Source organism: Arcicella aurantiaca (assembly GCF_003148625.1).
In the GTDB taxonomy this organism is placed as follows: Bacteria; Bacteroidota; Bacteroidia; order Cytophagales; family Spirosomataceae; genus Arcicella; species Arcicella aurantiaca.
In genome coordinates this window covers 179,432-202,254 of the sequence record NZ_QGGO01000006.1, presented here as the reverse complement: position 1 = coordinate 202,254, position 22,823 = coordinate 179,432, and the positions used below count along the sequence as shown (strand labels likewise).

At 36.0% G+C, this 22,823-nt stretch carries 11 protein-coding genes; 10 read left to right on the top strand and 1 reads right to left on the bottom strand.

All coding sequences use genetic code 11. The annotated features are described in order from the left end of the window. The first annotated feature begins 17 nt into the window (after positions 1-17). From LV89_RS07715 to LV89_RS07700, 4 genes are all read left to right on the top strand, one after another. Positions 18-3,431, top strand: coding sequence for a TonB-dependent receptor (locus LV89_RS07715; protein ID WP_109742293.1), 3,414 nt, complete (start codon positions 18-20; stop codon positions 3,429-3,431). A gap of 117 nt (positions 3,432-3,548) precedes the next feature. Beyond that, a complete protein-coding gene (locus tag LV89_RS07710; RefSeq protein ID WP_109742292.1) occupies positions 3,549-5,369 on the top strand; it encodes a RagB/SusD family nutrient uptake outer membrane protein in 1,821 nt (606 codons plus the stop codon). Between the two features lie 93 nt (positions 5,370-5,462). After that, entirely contained in the window at positions 5,463-7,088 is a 1,626-nt protein-coding gene (locus LV89_RS07705) for an endo-1,4-beta-xylanase (RefSeq protein WP_109742291.1), read from the top strand. A 100-nt stretch (positions 7,089-7,188) separates the two neighbouring features. After that, positions 7,189-8,823, top strand: coding sequence for a GH35 family beta-galactosidase (locus tag LV89_RS07700; RefSeq protein ID WP_109742290.1), 1,635 nt, complete (start codon positions 7,189-7,191; stop codon positions 8,821-8,823). Positions 8,824-9,094: 271 nt separating this feature from the next. Here the strand turns inward: LV89_RS07700 and LV89_RS07695 are convergent, their stop codons facing one another. Continuing rightward, the gene (locus tag LV89_RS07695) at positions 9,095-11,422 is read right to left on the bottom strand and encodes a DUF5703 domain-containing protein (protein WP_109742289.1); all 2,328 of its coding nucleotides are present in this window, start codon (positions 11,420-11,422) and stop codon (positions 9,095-9,097) included. Between the two features lie 340 nt (positions 11,423-11,762). On the opposite strand from LV89_RS07695, the gene LV89_RS07690 reads away from it, so the two are divergent. The 6 genes from LV89_RS07690 to LV89_RS07665 all read left to right on the top strand — a co-directional run bounded on the left by LV89_RS07690 (position 11,763) and on the right by LV89_RS07665 (position 22,739). Continuing rightward, entirely contained in the window at positions 11,763-13,805 is a 2,043-nt protein-coding gene (locus LV89_RS07690) for an aceric acid hydrolase (protein WP_109742288.1), read from the top strand. A 90-nt stretch (positions 13,806-13,895) separates the two neighbouring features. Next, positions 13,896-15,731: a sialidase family protein gene (locus LV89_RS07685; RefSeq protein ID WP_109742344.1), complete on the top strand. Its 1,836-nt coding sequence runs from the start codon at positions 13,896-13,898 to the stop codon at positions 15,729-15,731. 122 nt (positions 15,732-15,853) lie between these two features. Next, positions 15,854-16,762 carry a glycoside hydrolase family 43 protein gene (locus tag LV89_RS07680; RefSeq protein ID WP_109742287.1) on the top strand — a complete coding sequence of 303 codons (909 nt, stop codon included), beginning with the start codon at positions 15,854-15,856 and terminating at the stop codon, positions 16,760-16,762. 76 nt (positions 16,763-16,838) lie between these two features. Further along, positions 16,839-18,254, top strand: a complete 1,416-nt coding sequence (locus LV89_RS07675) for a sialate O-acetylesterase (RefSeq protein ID WP_170117754.1) — start codon at positions 16,839-16,841, stop codon at positions 18,252-18,254. A gap of 7 nt (positions 18,255-18,261) precedes the next feature. Continuing rightward, positions 18,262-21,030: a glycoside hydrolase family 2 TIM barrel-domain containing protein gene (locus LV89_RS07670; protein ID WP_109742285.1), complete on the top strand. Its 2,769-nt coding sequence runs from the start codon at positions 18,262-18,264 to the stop codon at positions 21,028-21,030. A 125-nt stretch (positions 21,031-21,155) separates the two neighbouring features. Continuing rightward, positions 21,156-22,739 (top strand): sodium:solute symporter family transporter, encoded by a 1,584-nt coding sequence (locus LV89_RS07665; RefSeq protein ID WP_109742284.1) that lies wholly within the window; start codon positions 21,156-21,158, stop codon positions 22,737-22,739. Positions 22,740-22,823 lie beyond the last annotated feature (84 nt).

The following is a 22,823-nucleotide window of genomic DNA, read 5'->3' as shown; positions in this document are numbered from 1 at the left end:
CAAAAACAAGTAAAACTATGCAAAAAAATCAAAAAATTAAACCTCCATTATTTAGGATTATGAAATATTCCTTGTGTCAGTTGCTTTTAGTCTGTTTGTTTTCCTCAATTTCGGTAGCAAATAGCTTTACACAAGACTTACTAAACCGAACGGTAAGTCTAAGAGTGGATAATGTAGAGTTTAAACAAGTCCTAAATAATCTTGAAAAAGCAGCCGACGTAAAATTCGTTTATAGCTCAAAAGCAATCCAACCTAACCGTAAAGTAAGTATTCATGCTACCGAACGTAAACTTTCTGAAGTTTTAGAAATGGTATTACGTCCATTGCAAATAAATTATCAAGTGGTTGGTGGGCAGATAATTCTCAATAGTCAGGAAATAGAAAAAATCAATAATGATAATAGCGGAATCAACTCGACAATCTCAGCCGACCAAACTGTCAAAGGAAAAGTTACCGATGAAAACGGTGCAGGATTACCGGGGGCAAATATTTTATTGAAAGGCACCTCAAAAGGTGTTAGCTCCAATGCCAACGGCGAATTTTCAATTACTTATCCCTCTGGCACTAACGCTATTTTGGTTATTAGTTCTGTGGGTTACATTACGCAAGAAGTAACTGTTGGTTCAAGAACGGTCATTAATATTTCTCTTCTTACCGACAATAAAGCCTTAGCAGAAGTTGTGGTTGTGGGTTATGGTACCCAAAAGAAAAGTGATGTTACGGGTTCAATCGCTTCAATTAATGACAAAGCCTTGAAAGAAGTACCAACTTCCAACATGGTTTCAGCTTTACAAGGTCGTGTAGCAGGTTTGGAAATTCAAAGAACAGGCTCAACTCCGGGTTCTGGAAATCAAATTCGTATTCGTGGCGAGCGTTCAATTAATGGTAGCAACGACCCTTTGGTAGTTTTAGATGGAATTCCTTTTGAAGGAGGAAATTTGAACGATATTAACCCAAATGATATTGCTTCGATTGATGTACTGAAAGACGCTTCTGCAACGGCTATTTACGGTTCAAGAGGTGCCAATGGTGTTATTTTAGTAACAACCAAGCGTGGAAAATCAGGCGAAACGAAAGTTAGTTATAATGGCTATCACGGTATTACAAATATCATCAGTAAATATCCTGTTTATAATGCTACGCAGTACCAAGCCATGCGTAATTTATCAGTTTATTCATCGGGATATTTAGCTCCAGAATTAGAATCTATCGCCACAGGAAGAACAACTGATTGGCAAGATTTGATGTATAAATCTGGCTATATCACCGACCATAATATTACCGCTTCGGGTGGAAAAGACGATAATTTATTTACCATTGGTGGTGGATATTTTAAGGAAACGACCGTTTTGCCGGGGCAAGATTTTGAACGTTTTACTTTGAAAGCTTCAACAGATACTAAAATTGGGAAAAGATTAAAAATTGGTTTGAGTACATTCAACACTTTTAACACCATTAATGGTCAGCAATTTGTTTATCCGATGTTCCCGATTTTGACATTAAGTCCTTTAATGCCAGCCTATAATGCCGATGGGAATGTTATTAAAGCTCCCGCTGGAAACCTTGATGATGCCAATCAGTACAGTCCGTTGTTATTAAATTCTGACCCTAATTCTTGGGAAGATAAAACCAGACGTTTACGTACATTCAATAATTTATATGGTGAAGTACAAATCTTGAATAATTTAAAATATCGCTTAAATATTGGTGCTGATTTCTCATTCCAAGAAAACGCACAATTCCAAAAAGCAGACAGTTATTTCAGAGCTGGACAAACAAGTTTTGCGAGCATGAATAATGCAAAATCGTACTCGCTTTTGATGGAACATTTATTGTATTTCGACAAAACCATTGGAAAACACAAATTTGGTTTTACAGGATTATGGAGTGTTCAGAAATCTCAAACGTATAATACATACACGAAAGGTGAAAACTTAGCGGCTGATTTCATTCAATATTATGATTTATCGCAGGCTTCGAGCAATACTTTGATGAATGGTTCAGAATCGTCAAGAGGCTTGATTTCCACAATGGCAAGAGTAAATTATGCTTATGACGACCGTTATTTAATTACTTTGACAGGTCGCCAAGACGAATCTTCAGTATTAGCGGTTGGTCGTAAAGCTATTTTTTACCCTGCGGTTTCTTTAGGTTGGAATATTTCTAACGAAGCATTTTTGAAGAATAATGAAATTGTTTCAAACTTGAAATTAAGAGCAGGAACAGGTACAACTGCCAATCAGTCAATTGGACCATATTCAACCTTGGGTGGCGTTGTTCCTTATTTATTTCAAGGCAGTTCAAGAATTCCAATCAAATATAACTTCGGAAATACGGTTGTTTCGGGATACAATGTAAACGCTTTACCAGATGCCAATCTTACTTGGGAAAGTACCGTTGGCAAAAACATCGGTCTTGATTTTGGCTTGTTAAATGACCGAATCACGGGTTCTGTTGATTATTATTCACAATACACAAAAGGCGTTTTATATGGTGTAACCTTACCGCCAACTTCTGGTATTACAGGTCAATATTTGACAAATATCGGGGAAATGAGCAACTACGGTATGGAGTTTAGTCTTTCATCGGTAAATGTTCAATCAGCAAGTGGTTTTAAATGGAGTACCGACTTCAACTTGTCATTTAACCGTAATAAATTAGAAAAATTAGACGGTTCGGTTACTCAAAATATTGCCAACAGTTTACACGTGGGTTATCCTTTAACGGCTATTTATGATTATAAGAAAATTGGTATTTGGCAATTAAATGAAGCAGATGTTGCTGCTAAATACAATTCTGTTCCGGGACAAATAAAATTAGAAGATATTAACAATGACGGAAAAATTACTGACGCAGACAGAAGTGTAATCGGGAATTCTCAGGCTAATTGGCAAGGTGGTATGACGAACCGTTTTAGTTATAAAAACTTTGAATTATCGGTTGTTGCCTTTGTACGTATGGGAGGAACTTTGGTAAGTGCCTTGCATCAACCTTTGTCAACTTATGCCACTATTTTAGATGGTCGTAGAAATCAATTAGCCGTAAATTATTGGACTCCTTCTAATCCAACAAATGATTTCCCAATGCCTTCTGCTTCAATCAGCCCAATCTTATCGGCAGGTTCAACGCTTGGTTATTATGATGCTTCATTCATCAAAATTAGAAGTATCAATTTAGCGTATAATTTACCAGAATCGTTACTGAAAACAGTAAAAATGAGTAATGTGAAATTATACGTTACGGCAACCAATCCATTTATTTTATTTGCTCCGTACTTAGACAAAGGTGGTATTGATCCAGAACCAAGCGGTCAAGGTTCATCAGGATTAGTTGGTGGTGGTCCGGGAAATATTTCAAGTCGTAACTTGAATGTAAGATTGACTACGCCTTCGACCAAAGGAATTATTTTTGGTGCTAACATTTCATTTTAAGTAGGGATTGGGTTTTAGACTTTACAATTTCAACAATCTAACTTTCAACAAGTTGAAACTTCATTAAAACCTAAGCAGGCAAGTACGAATAAACACATTTTAATTTTTTGACATCAAATGAATATAAAACATAAAATATCAGCCATTCTCTTATCGGTTATCATGGGCGGTGGTTTTTTGAGTTGTAGAGAAGTTTTAGAAGAAACGCCTCGAACAGCTTTTACGATTGACTACTTCAAAACTTCTGACGGACTTTATTCGGCTGTTTATACGGCTTATGCAGGAATGCGTTATGATTTTGGGCCACAAGGTGCTTTGATTTTAGCCAATGTTGGAACTGACGAATTTAGTTTTGGCGACCAAGGAGCAGCAACTGACCAAACTCGTGAATTGGGAACATACAATTTGAGTCCAACAAACGGAGCAATTGGTACGCCTTGGGGACGTAATTATTCAAATATTAACCTTTGTAATGCCGTAGTAGAATTTGCACCATCGGTTAGTTTAGATGCTACTTCAAAGGCAAGAGTTGTTGGTGAAGCCAGATATTTAAGAGCCTTATACTATTTATTATTGGTTCAAAATTTTGGAGCAGTTCCATTAGATTTAGGTTCTGGCGAATTGAAATTTAATGCTACGCCAAGTTGCAAGTTCAATCGTTTGGGAACAGATTTATTGGAAAAGAATTACAAAGCAATGATTGATGATTTAATTTTTGCAAGTGAAAATCTTCCAGACCAACGTCCTGCGGGAGAATTTAGATTGTCAAAAGTTGCGGCATTACATTTATTATCAAGAGTTTATTTGTATCGTGCTTATTCAACGGTTAAACAGGCTTCGGATTTTCAAAATGCCTATAATGCTGCCAAACAAGTAATTGATAATAAGGCGAAATTCGGCGTAGATTTATTGCAAGATTATGGCGATGTTCACAAAGAAGGAAATGATTATAACAAAGAAGTTATTTTCTCAATTGAACGTACTCCTTTGAATAATATCGCCAATGAGGTAAACAACCCAAGTACAGATTTTGCCGAAAAAGTAAATATTTCTTGTAACTTTTTTGTGTCTAATTATCAGTCCGTTACAAAAAGTGGCAAAGCGTTTTTTCCTGTTCGTGTATTACAATATGGTCGTCCGTTACGCCAATTTTTGCCTACTCGCTGGACGTTAGATGTAGCTTTTGCAGATAAATTTAACGATAGTCGTTTCATGCACACTTTCCGTGATACTTATTACGTAGCAACATTTTATACCAAAGGAACTGCCGATTATGATACCTACGTAAGCAATATGGCTTCGTTAGGTTTGACCTTAGGAGATACTGCATTTTACTTAGCTCCAACCGAAGAAATCGCTAAAAGTATGAAAGCGTTAACAGGCTCAGCAGCGAAGAAATATGTTGTTTTTGCTCCAAGCGAAATGTACACAAATCAGAATAGAGTTAATAATATTTACCCTGCTTTAAAGAAATACGAAGCTGTAAATCGTGCCAATTTCCAAGATGTTTCTGGTCGTCCATTTGTAGTAGCAAAATTGTCTGAAGTTTATTTGTTAGCGGCAGAAGCGGCAATGGCTCTTGGCAAAAATGATGAAGCTGCACAATTAATTAACGTTTTGAGAACTCGTGCAGCGTATCGTCCTAACTTAACAAGTGCAGATTTGAATGCTCGTATTGCCAAAAATCAAATTACGGCAAGTGTCATAAATCTTGACTTCATTTTAGACGAACGTACTCGTGAACTTTGTGGTGAAAGTATCCGTTGGGCAGACTTAGCATTGAGAGGAAAATTGATTGACCGTACCAAAACAAAAGGGTATAATCCTGATGTAACAACGATTAGTAATTTCCATTATTTACGCCCAATTCCACAGTCGCAATTAGATGCAACTTGTGAAGAAAACAAATCACAATTTCAAAACGAAGGGTATAAATAAGTAACATCAAAGTAACCCAGACTTTAGTCTGTTTTCGGTCTGTTCTGTGTTTGCTAACAGATTAAAATCTTGGTTACTAATTCGCTAAAAATCATGAAGAAACAATATAAAATCTTTTCATCCATAATGATTGCTACGGCAAGTTTTATGGTAAGTTCATGCAGTAAATATGAAGTAGATGTTCTCAATACAGGTTCATTTCCAGTTGTAGATGGAACATTAAAAGCTGCTGCAACCAATTTCCCGATTGGAATTGCAGTTGACTATACGCCATTTTTAAACGATGCCACATACAGAGGTGCAGTAGCCAATGAGGCAAAAACCGTTACGTTTGGGTATCACATGAAACATGGTGCTTTAGTCCAAAATGATGGAACTATCGACTTTTCAAAAGCTGATGCCATGTACAATGCAGCCACCGCAGCGGGTTTAGAAGTATTTGGACATACCTTAGGTTGGCACGCAAACCAAAACGCTACTTACATGAAAATTGTAACAGGTGGTGGTTCTGGACCAGCGGCAGTCAATTTATTAGCTAACGGAAGTTTTGAAACAGGTTCTGGAGATAATTTTAATAACTGGTCAAAATACAATGGAGGAACGTCAATGGTAGAAACCAAAAGTTCAACAGAAGTTCAGAGTGGTTCAAGAGCTTTAAAGGTCGTTGTTGGCACAAGTGGAAACCCTTGGAACGTACAATTAGCAAGTGATGAGTTTGCCACAACCGTTGGAAAAGTTTATACCATGACATTTTTCATTAAGTCTGCAACCAATGGCGGAAAAATGAGAATTTCTACGGGAGGAACGGGTTCAACGGCTCAATATTCTGCTGATTATTCAGTTTCAACAGACTGGGTTTTAAAGACTTATTCATTTACTGCCAACGGAGCAAAAACGATGGTTTTATTTGATATTGGAAGTACCGCCAATACTTATTTAGTAGATAATGTTCAAGTTTTTGATGCTTCGGCAGCAGTTCCACCAACGGGAACGGCGTTGGTTTCTGCGGTTGATAAAGCGATGAAAGACTTTATTACTCAGACAGTTACACGTTATAAAGGAAAAGTAAAAGCGTGGGACGTTGTGAATGAACCAATGGCAGACGGTAGCGGTGCTTTACGTACAGATGCCAATACTACTGTGGCAAGTAATGCAACTGATATTTTCTTTTGGTCAAAATATTTAGGTCGTGATTGGGCTTTGAAAGCCTTTAATTACGCTTCAGCAGTTGACCCAAGTGCAGAACTTTACATCAATGATTACAACCTTGAAAACAATCCTACAAAATTAGATTCATTGATTGCTTATGTTGGTCAGCTTAAAGCGAAAGGGGCAAAAATTGATGGAATTGGTACCCAAATGCACAGTTCTTGGAATACGTCTTTTGCTAATATTGACAATATGTTTAAAAAATTAGCAGCGACAGGCTTGAAAGTGAGAGTCTCAGAATTAGATGTTCGTGTGAATCCAAACTTAAAAGTTGGTTTTGTTTTAGACCCTCAATTTGCTTCATATCAGGCAAATATGTATGCTTATATTGTAAAATCATACATGACAAACGTACCAACCACCCAACAAGCAGGTATTACTGTTTGGGGCTTGACAGATGATACAAGTTGGTTATCAAATGGCGGAAAAGACTTTCCTTTATTATTTAACAAAGATTATTCTAAGAAAACAGCGTATTATGGTGTTTTGAATGCTTTGAAAAATAAATAATCATTTTCAATTAGTAAAACGGACTTTAGTTTGTTCATTTGTTGGACAAATTAAAGTCCAAATTATTTATCGCAATTCCTCATAAAAAGCATTGATTTTAATGAAAATTTCTCCAAAAAATCTCATTCTGATTCTTCTCTTTGTAGCTTTTCAGCAAACAAATTTTGCCCAAAATCAATTACCTCATCTCGAGAAAAAAGGGAAAACCACCCAATTGATTGTGAATGGCAAACCAATGATTATTCTTGGTGGAGAGTTAGGAAATTCCTCAGCATCAACCATTGAATATATGCAACCAATTTGGGGAAAACTCAAAGCAATGCACCTCAACACCGTTTTAGTGCCTGTTTATTGGGAATTACTTGAAAAAGAGGAAGGCAAATTTGACTATCTTTTACTGCAACAACTGATTACGGAAGCTCGCAAAAATCAGATTAAAATTGTTTTTCTTTGGTTTGCATCATGGAAAAATAGTATGTCGAGCCATGTACCTGCTTGGGTAAAACTTAATCAAGAAAGATTTCCAAGAGCGAAAGATGACAAAAACCAAAGTCAGGAAATTTTAACGCCTTTTAGCGAAAACAATCTTCAAGCCGATTTGAAAGCATTTGAAAAACTAATGGCATTTATCAAAGATTTTGATAAAAATGAACAGACCGTTATCATGGTTCAAGTTGAGAATGAAATTGGAATGTTGCCTTCTGCTCGTGATTATCATTCATTAGCAAATGAGGCTTTTAAAAGTAATGTACCATCAGTTTTGATGGATTATTTAAAGAAAAATCAAGCAACATTAGCCCCCGAAATTTTGGTTAGATGGGGACAAAATGGTTTTAAAAATAGTGGAAATTGGGAAGAAGTTTTTGGGAAAAGTTTAGCAACGGACGAATTATTTATGGCTTGGTATTTTGCCAAATACACCAACACCATTACCGAAGCAGGCAAGAAAATCTATCCAATTCCAATGTTTGTAAATGCCGCACTCAACCGACCAAATAAACTTCCGGGAAGTGGTTATCCGAGTGCAGGGCCTCTCCCACACGTCATTGACCTTTGGAAAGCTGCTATGCCTTCAATGGATTTACTTTCTCCCGATTTTTATAACCCTGATTTCAAGCATTGGAATGATTTATATACCCGTCACGGAGAAACTTTATTTATTCCAGAACACCGTTTTGATAATACCGTAATGGCAAAATCTTTGTACGCCATCGGACATTATGAGGCTTTGGGTTTTTCTCCATTTTCAATTGAATCTCCAGAAAAACCACAAAACGAACCTTTGGGAAAAAGCTATGCTTTGTTGGAACAAATAACGCCTTTGCTTGTCAAAAATCATGGACAAGGCAAGATTGAAGCGGTTTTATTAGACCATGAAAACAAAGAAACTGTCGTTAATTTAGGAAAATATCAATTCACTTTTCGTCATGATTATACATTGGGTTGGTCGCCCGAAGCAAAATCAGCAGAATGGCCTATGACAAGTGCCATCATTATTCAAACAGGTGAAAATGAGTTTTATGTAACTGGTTCTGGCATAGTGGTTACGTTTAAATCGTTAGAAAATCCAGCCTTAAATGTGGGTATTTTGAAAGTTGATGAAGGTTATTTTGAAAACAATGTTTGGAAAACCCTTCGTCACATGAATGGCGACCAAATTCATCAAGGCAGACATTTACGCATTTCGGTTGGTGATTATGAAATTCAAAAACTTCAACTTTATACGTATAAATAATCGGAACTATAAATGGATAGACCACAGATGAAACGGATTGTACTGATTTTCGCTGATTTTTCTTTATTTTATCTGACTGTGAGTCCCAGACTGTGTGTCACAGTGTAAATCTGTAAAATCCGTTCAATCTGTGGTCTAAATTTGTCTGCGACAAATAGTTGATAGTTCCGTAAATAATTTTTAATTTATTTTGATTGAGCAACTTCCCGAAACAATATCCATTTTGGGTTTAACTCATAACGGAGTTATTTCGGGAAGTTGTATGCTTAATTTATTTCAACATCAACACCACATCTTTTTGCCTACTTGAAGGCGTAACAATCAACGATTCTACTTTCCCATTTTTCAAAATGCCTTCAACTGTTGTTTGATATGGAGCATGAAGTTTGAAATGAACGTCCCAAGTTTTATCCCACGCAGGGAAAAGATAGATTTTTTTATCATCCGTTTGCAACAACATTTCTTGCAAACCAATCATGCCCGAACCGCCCCAATTATGGTCGGGAGTCCAGTCATAACCCGGTCCCCAAAACGTTGGAAAACGACGTGGAGAATCTTGTAATTTCAATAAAGTTAATCGACTTGCTTCGTCAGTTAGACCCAACCTTGCCGCAAAAATATTATCTTGTTTCCAACCAATATGACTTCTAAATCTCAGAGCATCAGCGTCATATAAATAAGTATTGATGGCAGTATCTAAACCTGCTTTACCAATTCCATACATTCCCCAAGGAAAAACAGGATACAATTGTGGACACTCTGAATTATTGATTCTTTCCCAATGTTTGGCAGGCGAAATGGTTGTTTTTCCTTCAAAAGTTCTAAAATTTATCGGTGGAATTCTTTTTAACATTCCCTCCCATTGCTCTCTTTTTTCTTGGGATAAATAGCCATTTGGCAAAGCTAATAATCTGCTTAAAACTGTTTGTAAACCTGTAATTGTTGAGGTAGAATTATATGCCATTTTGTAGGTTTCTGCTCCCGAACTTGGGTATAAAATCAAGTGTTTGTCGCCATCGAGTGCTTTGCTTCCTCTATTTTTCGCTAAATATTGATAATGTTCATCAAAAAAAGTCAGGCAACTTTCTATAAAAGGAATGTATGATTGAATGTTTTTTCCTTCAAATCGTTCAGTTTCGAGCATCATCAAACAAAATTCCAAAACCGTATCCCATTCATATTCCAACCAAGCATTGTATTCCATGCCTTTGTCGTAGTCTTTTGGGCGTTTCCAACCATATTCTGCGGGATTTGGCAAACCAAAATTTTCTATCTGTTCTGTAAAAGATGCACCTTTGTGTTTCCAATAAAACTCCGTTCTTAATTCGGCATTTTTTAAGATATTCTGATAAAAATCAAACTGTGGTTTCATCATTTCAATATCTCCCGACTTCAACATTCCCCAATAAACCAATCGCTGATTTTGGGCGGTATGCGTACCACCACCCCAATTTCTAAAATCAGGTGTAAATTTTAAGGTAGAGTCTGTAAAAATTGGGTCAACTGTAAATAATCCACCGTTAAATTTTGTAGGATATTTTCCAAAAGCATTACACGCTAATTGATAACGAAATAACTGATAATTTCTTCCAACTTGCCAAGTTGTTGTGTTTTTCTGAGATGCTGAATTGATATAAATAAAGCTTTTTTCCCAAAAGTTTTTCCACCAATTTTGTGTATTTATTTTATTGGCTTCTTTCGATTTTTGATTATCAATAATGAGTTTTTGTAGTTCATTAGCCCAACTTTCTAACTTTTCAGTTTTTTCGGTTTGTAAATAAATATTGATTTCGTGCGATTTACTTTTTTGTTTGCTTTCAAAATTCCAAGCTTTAAAATCTGTATCTTGATATTTACCCAAAGACGTTCCAGAAGCAACACAATTTTGAACATCTATAAAACCACCAAATATTAAATGCTTGATAGGATTGTATAGTTTTTCTTTAAGTGAATCTAAACCTTGTTGTTTTACGGTTACATCAAAAGCAGACTGTTCATCAGCATTTTGGTGGAAAAAAATCAAATTATTGTTTTCAAAACGAATACTATCTTTCCGAGTTTTTACGATTCCTTGTGGAGCCCATTTATAAGAATTTTGATTATTCTCTTTTCCTTTTAAAATGCGGTCTTCAAAACGCCAATTTTCGTAAGCAACCTTCATTTTTGTTTGCTGATTACTCTCAACTTCCACATGAATAATTGGATGAAAAACATCAACCCAAATCTTTATCGCTGATTCAAGTTTATCCTTTTTCCCTTTTATGACTACGTTTCCATCTTTTAAAACCAGTGTTTGACTAAAAGAATCGCTATTTTCAAAAGGATTTGGCGAAAGTTTAACCCGAACTCTGCCCAATTTTAACACTGAATTATTATTATCAAAAGTGCCACTACGAGCCATATAGAACAATAAATTGCCATTTTCTACCCACACATTTAAACCAATATCTCCCCCACCACAAGGCATTGACTCGCTGGAATTTTTGCTTTGACTTTTCCAAGTAATATTGCAATCATCAATATTATTCTGTGTGAATGCACAAATAGAATATAGGCAAAGCAAAATGATACCAATAATTGAATGTTGCGTTTTTTTCATGTTTAGATAATTTATGTCTAATGTACACGTATAATTCTACTTTTAAAATCTCTCGAAATTACGATACAATTTCAAGTTCATACAATATTATCATAAGTTGGATAACATTTCAGAATGACTTATTCCAGCATTTTATTCTTTCAAATTGCAAAAAACAGGCTTTTAAAGATATTTTTCTGATAATATTCTTATTTTAATTAGATTTTCTAATTTGAACACAAAGACAAAATGGTATAAAACATTGAAAAAATGGTACAAAAAAAAACTTGCACTTCCCACTACCTTTGTAGAAACAATGATAAGATTTTATATAAATAGACGAACTAAGTCTTCAATCACAATGACACGGGCAACAAATAAGTTATATTTTTTATTCGTTTTAGTATTGACTTTCAGTCAAATACAAGCCCAAAACAAAGGCTTGACCAACACCAATAAAAGTAATTTTGCAAAACTAAAAAGTGTCGATTTGGGCAATGTCTCTTGGACAAATGGTTTTTGGGCGAATCGTTTTGAGGTTTGTAAAAATACGATGGTTCCTACACTTTGGAATCGTTATAATGACACCGTTTCATGCCATGCTTTTCATAATTTTGAAGTTGCTGCGGGTTTAGCCAAAGGTCGTTTTAGAGGTCCTTCCTTTCATGATGGAGATTTCTATAAAACCCTTGAAGCTGTGGCAAGTATGTATGCCCAAACTAAGGATAAAAAGTTGGATGTTCTTATGGATAATGCCATTTCGGTGATTGGAAAGGCACAAAAAGAGGATGGATATATTTATACGAAATCTATTATTGAGCAAAAAGCGACCAATAAACCCAAAATGTTTGATGATAAATTAAGTTTTGAAGCCTACAATTTTGGACATTTAATGACGGCGGCTTGCGTTCATTATCGGGCTACGGGAAAGACAAATTTGTTAGAAATTGCTAAAAAAGCAACGGATTTTTTGATTGGTTTTTATAATACTGCTTCGCCTGAACAAGCCCGAAATGCCATTTGTCCTTCGCATTATATGGGAATTGTGGAAATGTATCGCACTACAAACGAGCCACGTTATTTGGCATTAGTTAAGAAACTCATTGACATTAGAGGCGAAACAGAAGGCACAGATGATAACTCTGACCGTGTGCCTTTCAGACAAATGAAAAAGGTGATTGGCCATGCCGTAAGAGCCAATTATTTGTTTGCAGGGGCAGCAGATATTTATGCAGAAACAGGTGATAAATCCTTGCTTTCGACCCTTGATTTAGTTTGGGACGATGTTATTAATCACAAAATGTACATCACAGGTGCTTGTGGGGCATTATATGATGGTGTTTCACCAGACGGTACTGCTTATAAACCTGATACGGTTCAAAAAGTACATCAGGCTTATGGAAAAGCATTTCAATTGCCCAATCATTCGGCTCATAATGAAACTTGTGCTAATATTGGAAATTTACTTTGGAATTGGCGAATGTTACAAATCTCAGGTGATGCCAAATATGCGGACATCATGGAATTAGCTTTGTATAATAGCATTTTGTCAGGCATCAACTTGGAAGGTGATAAGTTTTTTTACACAAATCCACTTCGTGCCTCAAATGATTTTCCGTATGAATTACGTTGGAATGGCGGTCGTCAGACATATATCAGTAAATCAAATTGTTGTCCGCCAAACGTTGTGCGTACCATTGCAGAAGCAAGTAATTATTTTTATAGTCAAGTCAATAATGGACTTTACGTGCATCTTTATGGGGGAAATAAATTGAATACGACCTTAGAAAACGGTTCAGAATTATCGTTAGAACAAGTAACAAATTACCCTTGGAATGGCTCAATTGACTTGAAAATCAACAAAATACAGAATACTGAATATTCTTTTTTTCTAAGAATTCCTGCTTGGGCAAATTCGGCTCAAATATTAATTAATGGAAAGGAAATAACAACAAATGTAGTTTCGGGGCAATACGTGGAAATCAAAAGAATTTGGAAAGCGGGCGATGTTTTATCATTACGTTTACCGATGGAAGTACAATTGATGGAATCGAATCCATTGGTAGAAGAAACCAGAAACCAAGTAGCCGTAAAAAGAGGTCCAATTGTTTATTGTTTAGAGTCAAACGACCTTCAAAATAACGAACAACTAAGCTCTATTTCAATTCCTACGAATACCAAATGGACTTCAAAATTAAGTAAAATCGGCAATGCTGAAATGTTGACGCTTGATGGAACGGTAAAAACTTTGGGTAAAAAAGAATGGAAAAATTCGCTCTACCAACCTATTAATAGTAAAAGTTCTGCACCCACTAAAATTACCTTAATTCCATATTTTGCTTGGGCTAACCGAGGACAATCAGAAATGAGCGTTTGGTTGCCACTTAGTAGGACAGATTTCTAATCTGTCAAAACGTTTTTGGGAGAACTTCCCGAAAGTTCTAAAACTTTCGGGAAGTTAATTTTCAAGCTAAAAAAGCATTTAATTCAACCCATGAAATATTCACTAATCATATTACTTTTTGCTACTTTTTCTTGCGTAAAAGCCCAAGATACCGTGCGTTATACAGGCAATACACTTGTAAATGTGGATTATCATCATGGGCAATTAACACCTGCGGTGGGTGTGCATAATATTCAAACATTTAGAGCCAATCGTGAGCATCCAGAATTGGCAGGAGGTAGTAATTGGACGTACAACCACGCTCCAATGTTGGCTTATTGGAACAATACTTTTTACTTAGAATACCTCAGCGACCCCGTTGGCGAGCATATTCCGCCAAGTCAATCATTCTTACAAACTTCCAAAGATGGTTATAATTGGTCGAAGCCCGTTGTAGTTTTTCCTCCTTATAAAATTCCAGATGGTTGGAAAAAAGAAGGACAAAATGCTGTTGCCAAAGACTTATTTGCCGTAATGCACCAGCGAATGGGCTTTTTTGTCTCTAAGAAAAACCGCTTATTAGTTTTGGCTTATTATGGAATTGCCTTAGACGCCAAAGATGACCCAAACGACGGAAAGGGAATTGGGCGAGTGGTTCGTGAAATTTTACCCGATGGCAAGTTTGGAGAAATTTATTTTATCAGAAATAATACTTCTTGGGACAAAACTAAATCGGCATATCCATTTTATACAACCGCCAAAGACAAAGGATTCGTAGAGGCTTGTGATGAACTTTTAGGAACACCATTAATGATGCAACAATGGGTTGAAGAAGCCGACCGAGATGATGCTTTAATTCCACTGAAAAAAGAATTGAAGGCTTTTAGCTATTATCATTTACCCAATAAAAATGTGGTTGGATTATGGAAACACGCTTTGACTTCTATCAGTAAAGATGAAGGCAAAACTTGGCAATATAATCCGTTGAGAGCCCCTGGTTTTGTGAATAGTAATGCTAAAATTTGGGGTCAAAAACTATCTGATGGACGTTATGCAACGGTTTATAATCCTTCGGAATTTCGTTGGCCTTTGGCAATTTCTACGAGTGATAACGGCTTGGATTACAATAACTTATTACTTGTAAATGGTGAAATTACAACGATGCGTTACGGAGGTAATTTTAAATCTTATGGGCCACAATATGTCAGAGGAATTGAGGAAGGGAACGGCACACCCTCTGATAAAAATCTCTGGGTAACTTACAGCATGAATAAAGAAGATATTTGGGTAGCAAAAATTCCAGTACCTGTCACGGCTGATGTTACTGAAAATGTTTCGGAGGATTTCGCCAAGATGCCCCAAGAAAATGCCCTAAATCTTTGGAATATTTATAGTCCGTTGTGGGCTTCTGTTAAGATAGAAAATGCTCCCGATGGCTCAAAAGCCTTGACTTTAAGAGATAAAGACAAATTTGATTACGCAAAAGCAGAGCGAGTAATTCCCAATGCTAAGAAAATTGACATTGAGTTTTCTATCATTCCTGCACAAACCAATAAAGGCATTTTGAACATTGAATTTCAAGATGAAAAAGGCACACCCGCAGTCAGATTAATCATTGATTCAGACAGTCTAATAAAAGCAAAAGTGGGTTATAGAAACTCAGGAATTCAAAATTATGAACCTAATAAAAAGTATGATTTCCGTATTGAACTCGACCGAAATAAACGGATGTATGATGTGTATGTGAATGGTCAGAAAAAGGGAACAAAATTGTTTTTTGCTCCTGTGGCAAGTTTCAAAAAAGTGGTGTTTAGAACAGGGGAAGTGCGTCGTTATCCGAATGCAGACACGCCAACCGACCAAAATTTTGATGTAGCAAATGCAGGAGAACAAGACCCAGAAGCTATTTTTTACCTAAAATCTTTTAAAGCTACTAAAATTAATTAGTTTGAAAGTATGTAATGTATTAAGTCCAATGTATTAAGTATTAAGAAAATTAGTGAAAATATGTTGTATTTAGTCTTAATACTTAGTACCTAATACTTTGGACAAAACCTGTCAATCTTTCTATGAAAAAGAACCTCATTTATCTAATATTCCTTTCAATTTTCGCAACGGCTTGTTCAAAAGATGTCTATTTATTTACGTCCTTTCATGAACCTGCCAATGAAGGTTTAAGAATGTTGTATTCCGAAGATGCGTATCATTGGAAAGATTTGAATAAGACTTTACTAAAACCGAACATCGGCAATCAAAAAGTAATGCGTGACCCATCCATTGTGCAAGGAGAAGACGGCACTTTTCACTTGGTTTGGACAAGCAGTTGGCGTGGCGATTTAGGGTTTGGTTATGCCAATTCAAAGGATTTAATTCATTGGTCGGAACAACAATTTTTACCCGTCATGAAACATGAACCAACAACTATAAATGTCTGGGCTCCTGAGTTATTTTTCGATAAATCTACCAAACAATTCACTATCATTTGGGCATCGTGTATTCCAAATCGTTTTGAGAAAGGCATTGAAGATGAAAATAACAATCATCGAATGTATTTCACACAAACATCTGATTTTAAAACATTTACTCCCACAAAACTATTCATCGACCCAAAATTCAGTGTGATTGATGCCGTAATTGTAAAGCGAAAAGAAGATGATTTTGTATTGGTTTTAAAAGACAATACTCGCCCCAACAGAAATATTAAAGTAGCATTTAGCAATACTGTTACGGGTGAATATAAAGATGTTTCCGCTCCTTTTACTAAAAATTTTACAGAAGGACCTGCCGTAGTGAAAGTTGGGAATGAATGGTTGATTTATTATGATACCTATCGAGAAAAAACCTACGAAGCCATGAAAACTACTGACTTCAAAACATTTACAGACATTTCAAAAGAGATTTCTGTGCCAGAAGGACATAAACACGGAACAATTTTCAAGGTAAAAAAGAAGGTTTTAAATACATTACTCCAACAGTAGCACAGGTTTTAACCTGTCAAAATAAATGAGTAACTCCGCTGACAGGTGAGAAACTTGTCATACCTAAACGCCAACAATGAAGCAATTAACACTCATATTTTTAAGTATATTTTTAACGAATATAAACCTCAATGCTCAAATAATTCTTCCAAGAGTTTTAGGGCATAATATGGTTTTACAAAGAAATAAACCTGTCCAAATTTGGGGGAAGGCTTCCGTCGGAGAACAAGTATCGGTACAATTTGCAGGTCAAAATAAAACCACAAAAACCGATTCAGATGGCAATTGGAGTGTAACCTTAAAAGCACTAAAAACCTCAAATAAACCATCTGAGATGGTTATTACTGGAAAAAACACTATCAAATTACAGAATATTTTAGTGGGTGAAGTATGGCTATGTTCAGGGCAATCAAACATGGAATATACCATGCGAAAAAATAGCAAAGTTACACGTCCAAATGTAGAAGGACAAAATCCTGTGGATGAACTACAATTCGCTAAAAACCCAAATATCAGAATCTTTTTGGTAAACCGTAAAGAGCTGGTAAAACCAGATTCTTTGCATCGAGGTTGGAGTATTGCCAAAGATTCAGCACTGCGTTCGTTTTCGGCAGTTGGGTATTTTTTTGCAAAAGAAATTAATCTACAAACGGACGTTCCAATCGGAATGATTTCTTCGGCAATTCCGGGAAGTAGAATTGAGCCTTGGATTTCAGAAGAAGCCTTTGCTGAATCAGCATACTATAAAAATCAAAAGGTAGATGGCGAACCCGCTAAATTTTATAATCCGATGATTCGTCCATTGGAAAAATTAGCCATGCGTGGTTTTCTGTGGTATCAAGGCGAAAGCAACTGTTTTTTGAAAGATTCTACTCAATATACACACAAATTAGAAACCTTAATTAAGAGTTGGCGAAATGCTTGGCACGATGAAAAGATGCCATTTTATTACGTTCAAATTGTTCCATATTTATATTCTTCATCGAAAGGAAAGGTCATTTTAGATAATAAAACCCTTCCTACTTTTTGGGAAGCACAAGCCAATGTGAGCAAAATTTTGTCTAAAACTGACTATGTAACCACCACCGATTTGATTGATTCTCTGACCGAATTACACCCTTCTTATAAATGGGAAATTGGCAAAAGATTGGCTCTCTTGGCTTTAAAAAATGACTACGATAAAAAAGGAATTATCGCCCAAGGTCCCGAATTTGAGAAAATTAAAATTGACGGGGATAAAGCAATTATCACCTTCAAAAATGCTGAAAATGGTTTGCTTAGTAAAGACGGAAAAGCCTTAACTTTTTTTGAATTAGCAGCAAATGATGGGCATTTTGTAAAGGCAAATGCTCAAATTGAAGGAAACTCTGTTGTTGTTACTGCTCCAAATATAAGTAAACCAAAATCAGTACGATTTGCATGGGACGAAACGGCAAAACCTAACTTATTTAATCAGGCTGGACTTCCTGCAAGACCTTTTAGAACGAAATAAAATCATTATGAAATACCTTTTTCACCTACTATTCTTCATAGTTTTTCCTCAAATACTTTCTGCACAAGAAACTCAGAAAATGTATTTGTCAGGAACTGGAAATGACCATACCGTCAACTGGGATTTCTTCTGTACCGCAGGACGAAATTCGGGAAAATGGACTACCATTCCTGTACCTTCTAATTGGGAAATGCAAGGTTTTGGCAAGTACAATTATGGTTTTGCCAAAGATAGTTCTCGTGGAAAAGAAAAAGGATTGTACAAACACGTTTTTCAAGTTCCTAAAACATGGAAAGGCAAAGTAATAAACCTTGTTTTTGAGGGAGTTATGACTGATACCGAAGTGAAAATTAACGGTCAATTAGCAGGTGAAAAACATCAAGGTTCGTATTATGCTTTCAAATATGATATTTCTAAATTATTAGTAGAAGGCAACAATACGCTTGAAGTTTCTGTAAGTAAGCACTCTGAAAATCAGTCGGTTAATGAGGCAGAACGCAAAGGTGATTTCTGGATTTTTGGAGGTATTTTCCGACCTGTATTTTTGGAAGCTCTTCCGCAAGAACACATCAAAAGAGTAGCAATTAATGCTGATGCAAGTGGAAATCTTAAAGCCAATATTTTCGTAAATCCGTCGTCTGAAAATGCCGTAATTAATGCTCAATTACACACCATTGATGGGCGAAAAGTAGGGCAAGCTATCAAAGCCAATATTTTAGCGGGACAAAATACAATCAGCATAGAAAATAATTATCCTGCCATTAATCTCTGGACTTCTGAAACCCCAAATCTTTATAAATTGGTGGTTAGCTTTATCGAAAAAGGAAAAGTTCAACACATTATTACTCAACAAATTGGCTTCCGAACAGTGGAAGTTCGCCAACGTGACGGTGTATATGTGAATGGCGTAAAAGTGAAATTTAAAGGTGTAAATCGTCATTCTTTTTGGGCAAATTCAGGGCGAACATTGAGTAAAAGCATCAGTTTATTAGACGTTGGTTTGATGAAAGACATGAACATGAATGCCGTAAGAATGTCGCACTATCCACCCGACGACCATTTTTTAACAGTTTGCGATTCCTTAGGGATTTTTGTTTTTGACGAATTGGCAGGTTGGCACGGCAATTATGATACAAAAACAGGAACAAAATTATTGAAAGAATTGATGGTTCACGATGAAAACCACCCTTCTGTAATCTTTTGGATTAACGGAAATGAAGGTGGACACAATTATGAACTTGACCCAATTTTTCCACAAGAAGATATACAAAAACGCCCTGTAATACACGCATGGGAAGATTTTGGCGGTTTTGACACCCAGCATTATCGTGATTATAATTATGGAATTGGGAATTATGACAACGGTCATCATATTGTAATGCCTACCGAATTTCTGCATGGAATGTACGACGGCGGACACGGAGCAGGTTTAGAAGATTATTGGGAAAAAATGTGGGTAACACCCCTTTCAGCAGGCGGTTTTTTATGGGATTTTGTTGACCAAGGAGTTGTCAGAACTGATAAAAATGGGATTTTAGACACCGACGGTAATCGTGCGGCTGATGGAATTGTTGGGCCTTATCGAGAAAAAGAAGGCAGTTATTTTACGATAAAAGAAGTTTGGAGTCCAATAAAAATGGAAGCCAAAGAAATCACTTCTGCTTTTGACGGTAAATTAAATATTGAAAATCGTTATCATTTCACCAATCTCAAAAACTGCTCATTCACTTGGAAATTGAAGGATTTAACCACTTCAAACAAGATTGAAAAAACAGGAACTGCTATTGCTCCAAATCTAAAACCACTTGAAAAAGGGCAAATTTCTATCACATTACCGCAAGATTGGCAACAATATAGTGTCTTGTATCTAACGGCTTTTGACGCTTTCAAGAAAGAGATTTTCACTTGGAGTTTTAAAATTGTACTTCCACAAAACATTGCAAAATCAATGGTAAAAACAACGGGCGAAAAACCTGTACAAATCGTTGAAAAAGATTCTCTTTTTGAAGTTCAAAGCAAAGATTTGACCATTCTATTCAATAAGAAAACGGGATTATTGCAAGGGGTGAAAAACGCAAAAGGTTTTATTCCGTTCAACAATGGACCAATTGTTCAAGAAGGAGCTACAAACTTTCAAAATTTTACGCATAAAACAGAAAATGGGAATATCATTATCGAATCAACTTTTGATAGAAAAAGTGCTTACAATACGCTTCAATGGACTATTTATCCTTCGGGTTGGGTAAAAATGAAAGTTAATTATTTCCCTGCGGCTTATTTGACGACCTTTTTTGGCGTAAACTTTTCATTTCCAGAAAACGAAATTAAAGGTGTGGAATATATGGGAAATGGACCTTATCGAGTTTGGAAAAACCGCATGAAAGGGAATCAATTTGGCGTTTGGAAAAAGGATTATAATACTACCGAAACAGGCGAAATCCCATTCGTTTATCCTGAATTTAAGGGCTACCACTCCAATATGTATTGGTGTAAATTTCTAACAAAAAGTCAAGATTTTACCGTTGTTACGGAAAACGAAGATGTCTTCTTCCGACTCTTTACGCCTGCTTTCAAAACCGACCCTTATCAAAATTATGTGCTTAATTTTCCAAGTGGCGATATTTCATTTATGCAAGGAATTGCAGGGATTGGCTCAAAGACAAATCGTGTTGAAAATACAGGGCCTATGAGCATGAAACACATTTTTTATGATTACGAAAAAGAGCCTAAACGTGCTATTGAATTAGTGCTATATTTTGATTTTACAGGTAAGTAACAAAGGCTTTAGCCTGTACGTAACCTAATAATAAACAATTTTACAGACTAAAGTCTGTGTTACAATTTCATACAGACTGAAGTCTGTGTTACAATTTCATACAGACTGAAGTCTGTGTTACTAACATGACCAATATCGTTGAACGCTTAACCACATTAGATTACATTATTGTGATTGCCTATTTGGCAATTTTAATAATCATCGGTTACAGAGCCAGTTTTTCTAATAAAACCACAGACGATGAAACGCTTTTTTTAGCCAATAAATCCCTTGGTTGGGCGAGTATCGGCTTCAATATGTGGGGAACAAATGTTGGACCTTCTATGCTTTTGGCTTTTGCCAGTATTGGGTATAGCACAGGCATTGTTGCCGTTAATTTTGAGTGGTACGCATTTGTATTTTTATTCTTGCTTGCCATTGTTTTTGCTCCCAAATATTTAGCGGCAAAGGTTTCTACCATGCCCGAATTTATGGGCAAACGTTACGGAAAATCAACACAAAATATTTTAGCTTGGTATGCCCTTGTTAAAATATTAATCTCTTGGTTATCATTGGGTTTATTTGCGGGCGGGTTTTTAGTTAGACAAATTTTAGGTGTTCCAATGTGGCAATCTGTTATTGTTTTGGTGCTTTTTGCAGGAATATTTGCCTTTGCGGGTGGACTAAAAGCTATTGCCAAAGTAAATGTTTTTCAAATGATTTTATTGATTGGTGTTTCGCTGACTTTAACCATTTTGGGCTTGATAAAAGTAGGCGGAATTTCAGCGATGTACAATAGTGTTCCGAGTAATTATTGGTCGCTAATTCATCCTTCCAATGATACAAAATACCCTTGGCAAGCCATTTTATTGGGTTATCCTGTTTCGGCTATTGCCTTTTTTTGTACCGACCAAGCAATGGTGCAATCGGTTTTAGGGGCTAAAAATTTGGAACAAGGGCAAATGGGCGTAAATTTTATCGGTTGGTTAAAAATACTTTCGCTTCCGCTTTTTATTCTAACAGGCGTTATTTGTTTTATTCTTTTCCCAAATTTAAAAGACCCTTCGGAAGCATATATGACGATGGTTACAAATCTGTTTCCTGCGGGAATGAATGGGCTTGTAATTGTTGTTTTGATTGCGGTTTTGGTTGGCACAATTGGCTCTTCGTTAAATTCTTTGAGTACCGTTTTCACAATGGACGTATATGCACAAAAGATAAATCCAAATGCTACCAATAAAGAACTCATTAAAGTTGGTCGGATGTCGGTTGTGGCGGGTTGTTTGTTTGCCATAATGATGGCGTTGGCAATTGATAACATTAAAGGCTTAAATCTTTTTGATGTTTTTCAATCGGTTTTAGGGTTCATTGCACCACCATTATCGGTGGTATTTCTGCTAACTGTCTTTTGGAAACGCACAACTCGCAATGCCGTAAACGGAATTTTATCATTCGGTTCAGCATTTAGTTTAGGTGTTGGCATCTTGTATTTATGGGTTTTTACGCCTGATAAATACCCAATTTGGCCTCATTATATGCTTTTATCTTTTTACATTTTTGCCTTTTTGTTTGTGGTTGCTATTCTAATATCATTATTTGACACCAACCCAACTATTTATGAAATGACCGAACAAGAAATTTCTGAGAGAATTAAACCTACTCACCGAGTATGGATTCTATGGATTTCCTTAGCACTCGTGATGGTGAGTTTATATTTATATTTTGGGTAATGTAACACAGACTTCAGTCTGTAAAACTAACATTAATAATAAAAATTACAGACTGAAGTCTGTGTTACGCATAAAATCAAAAAC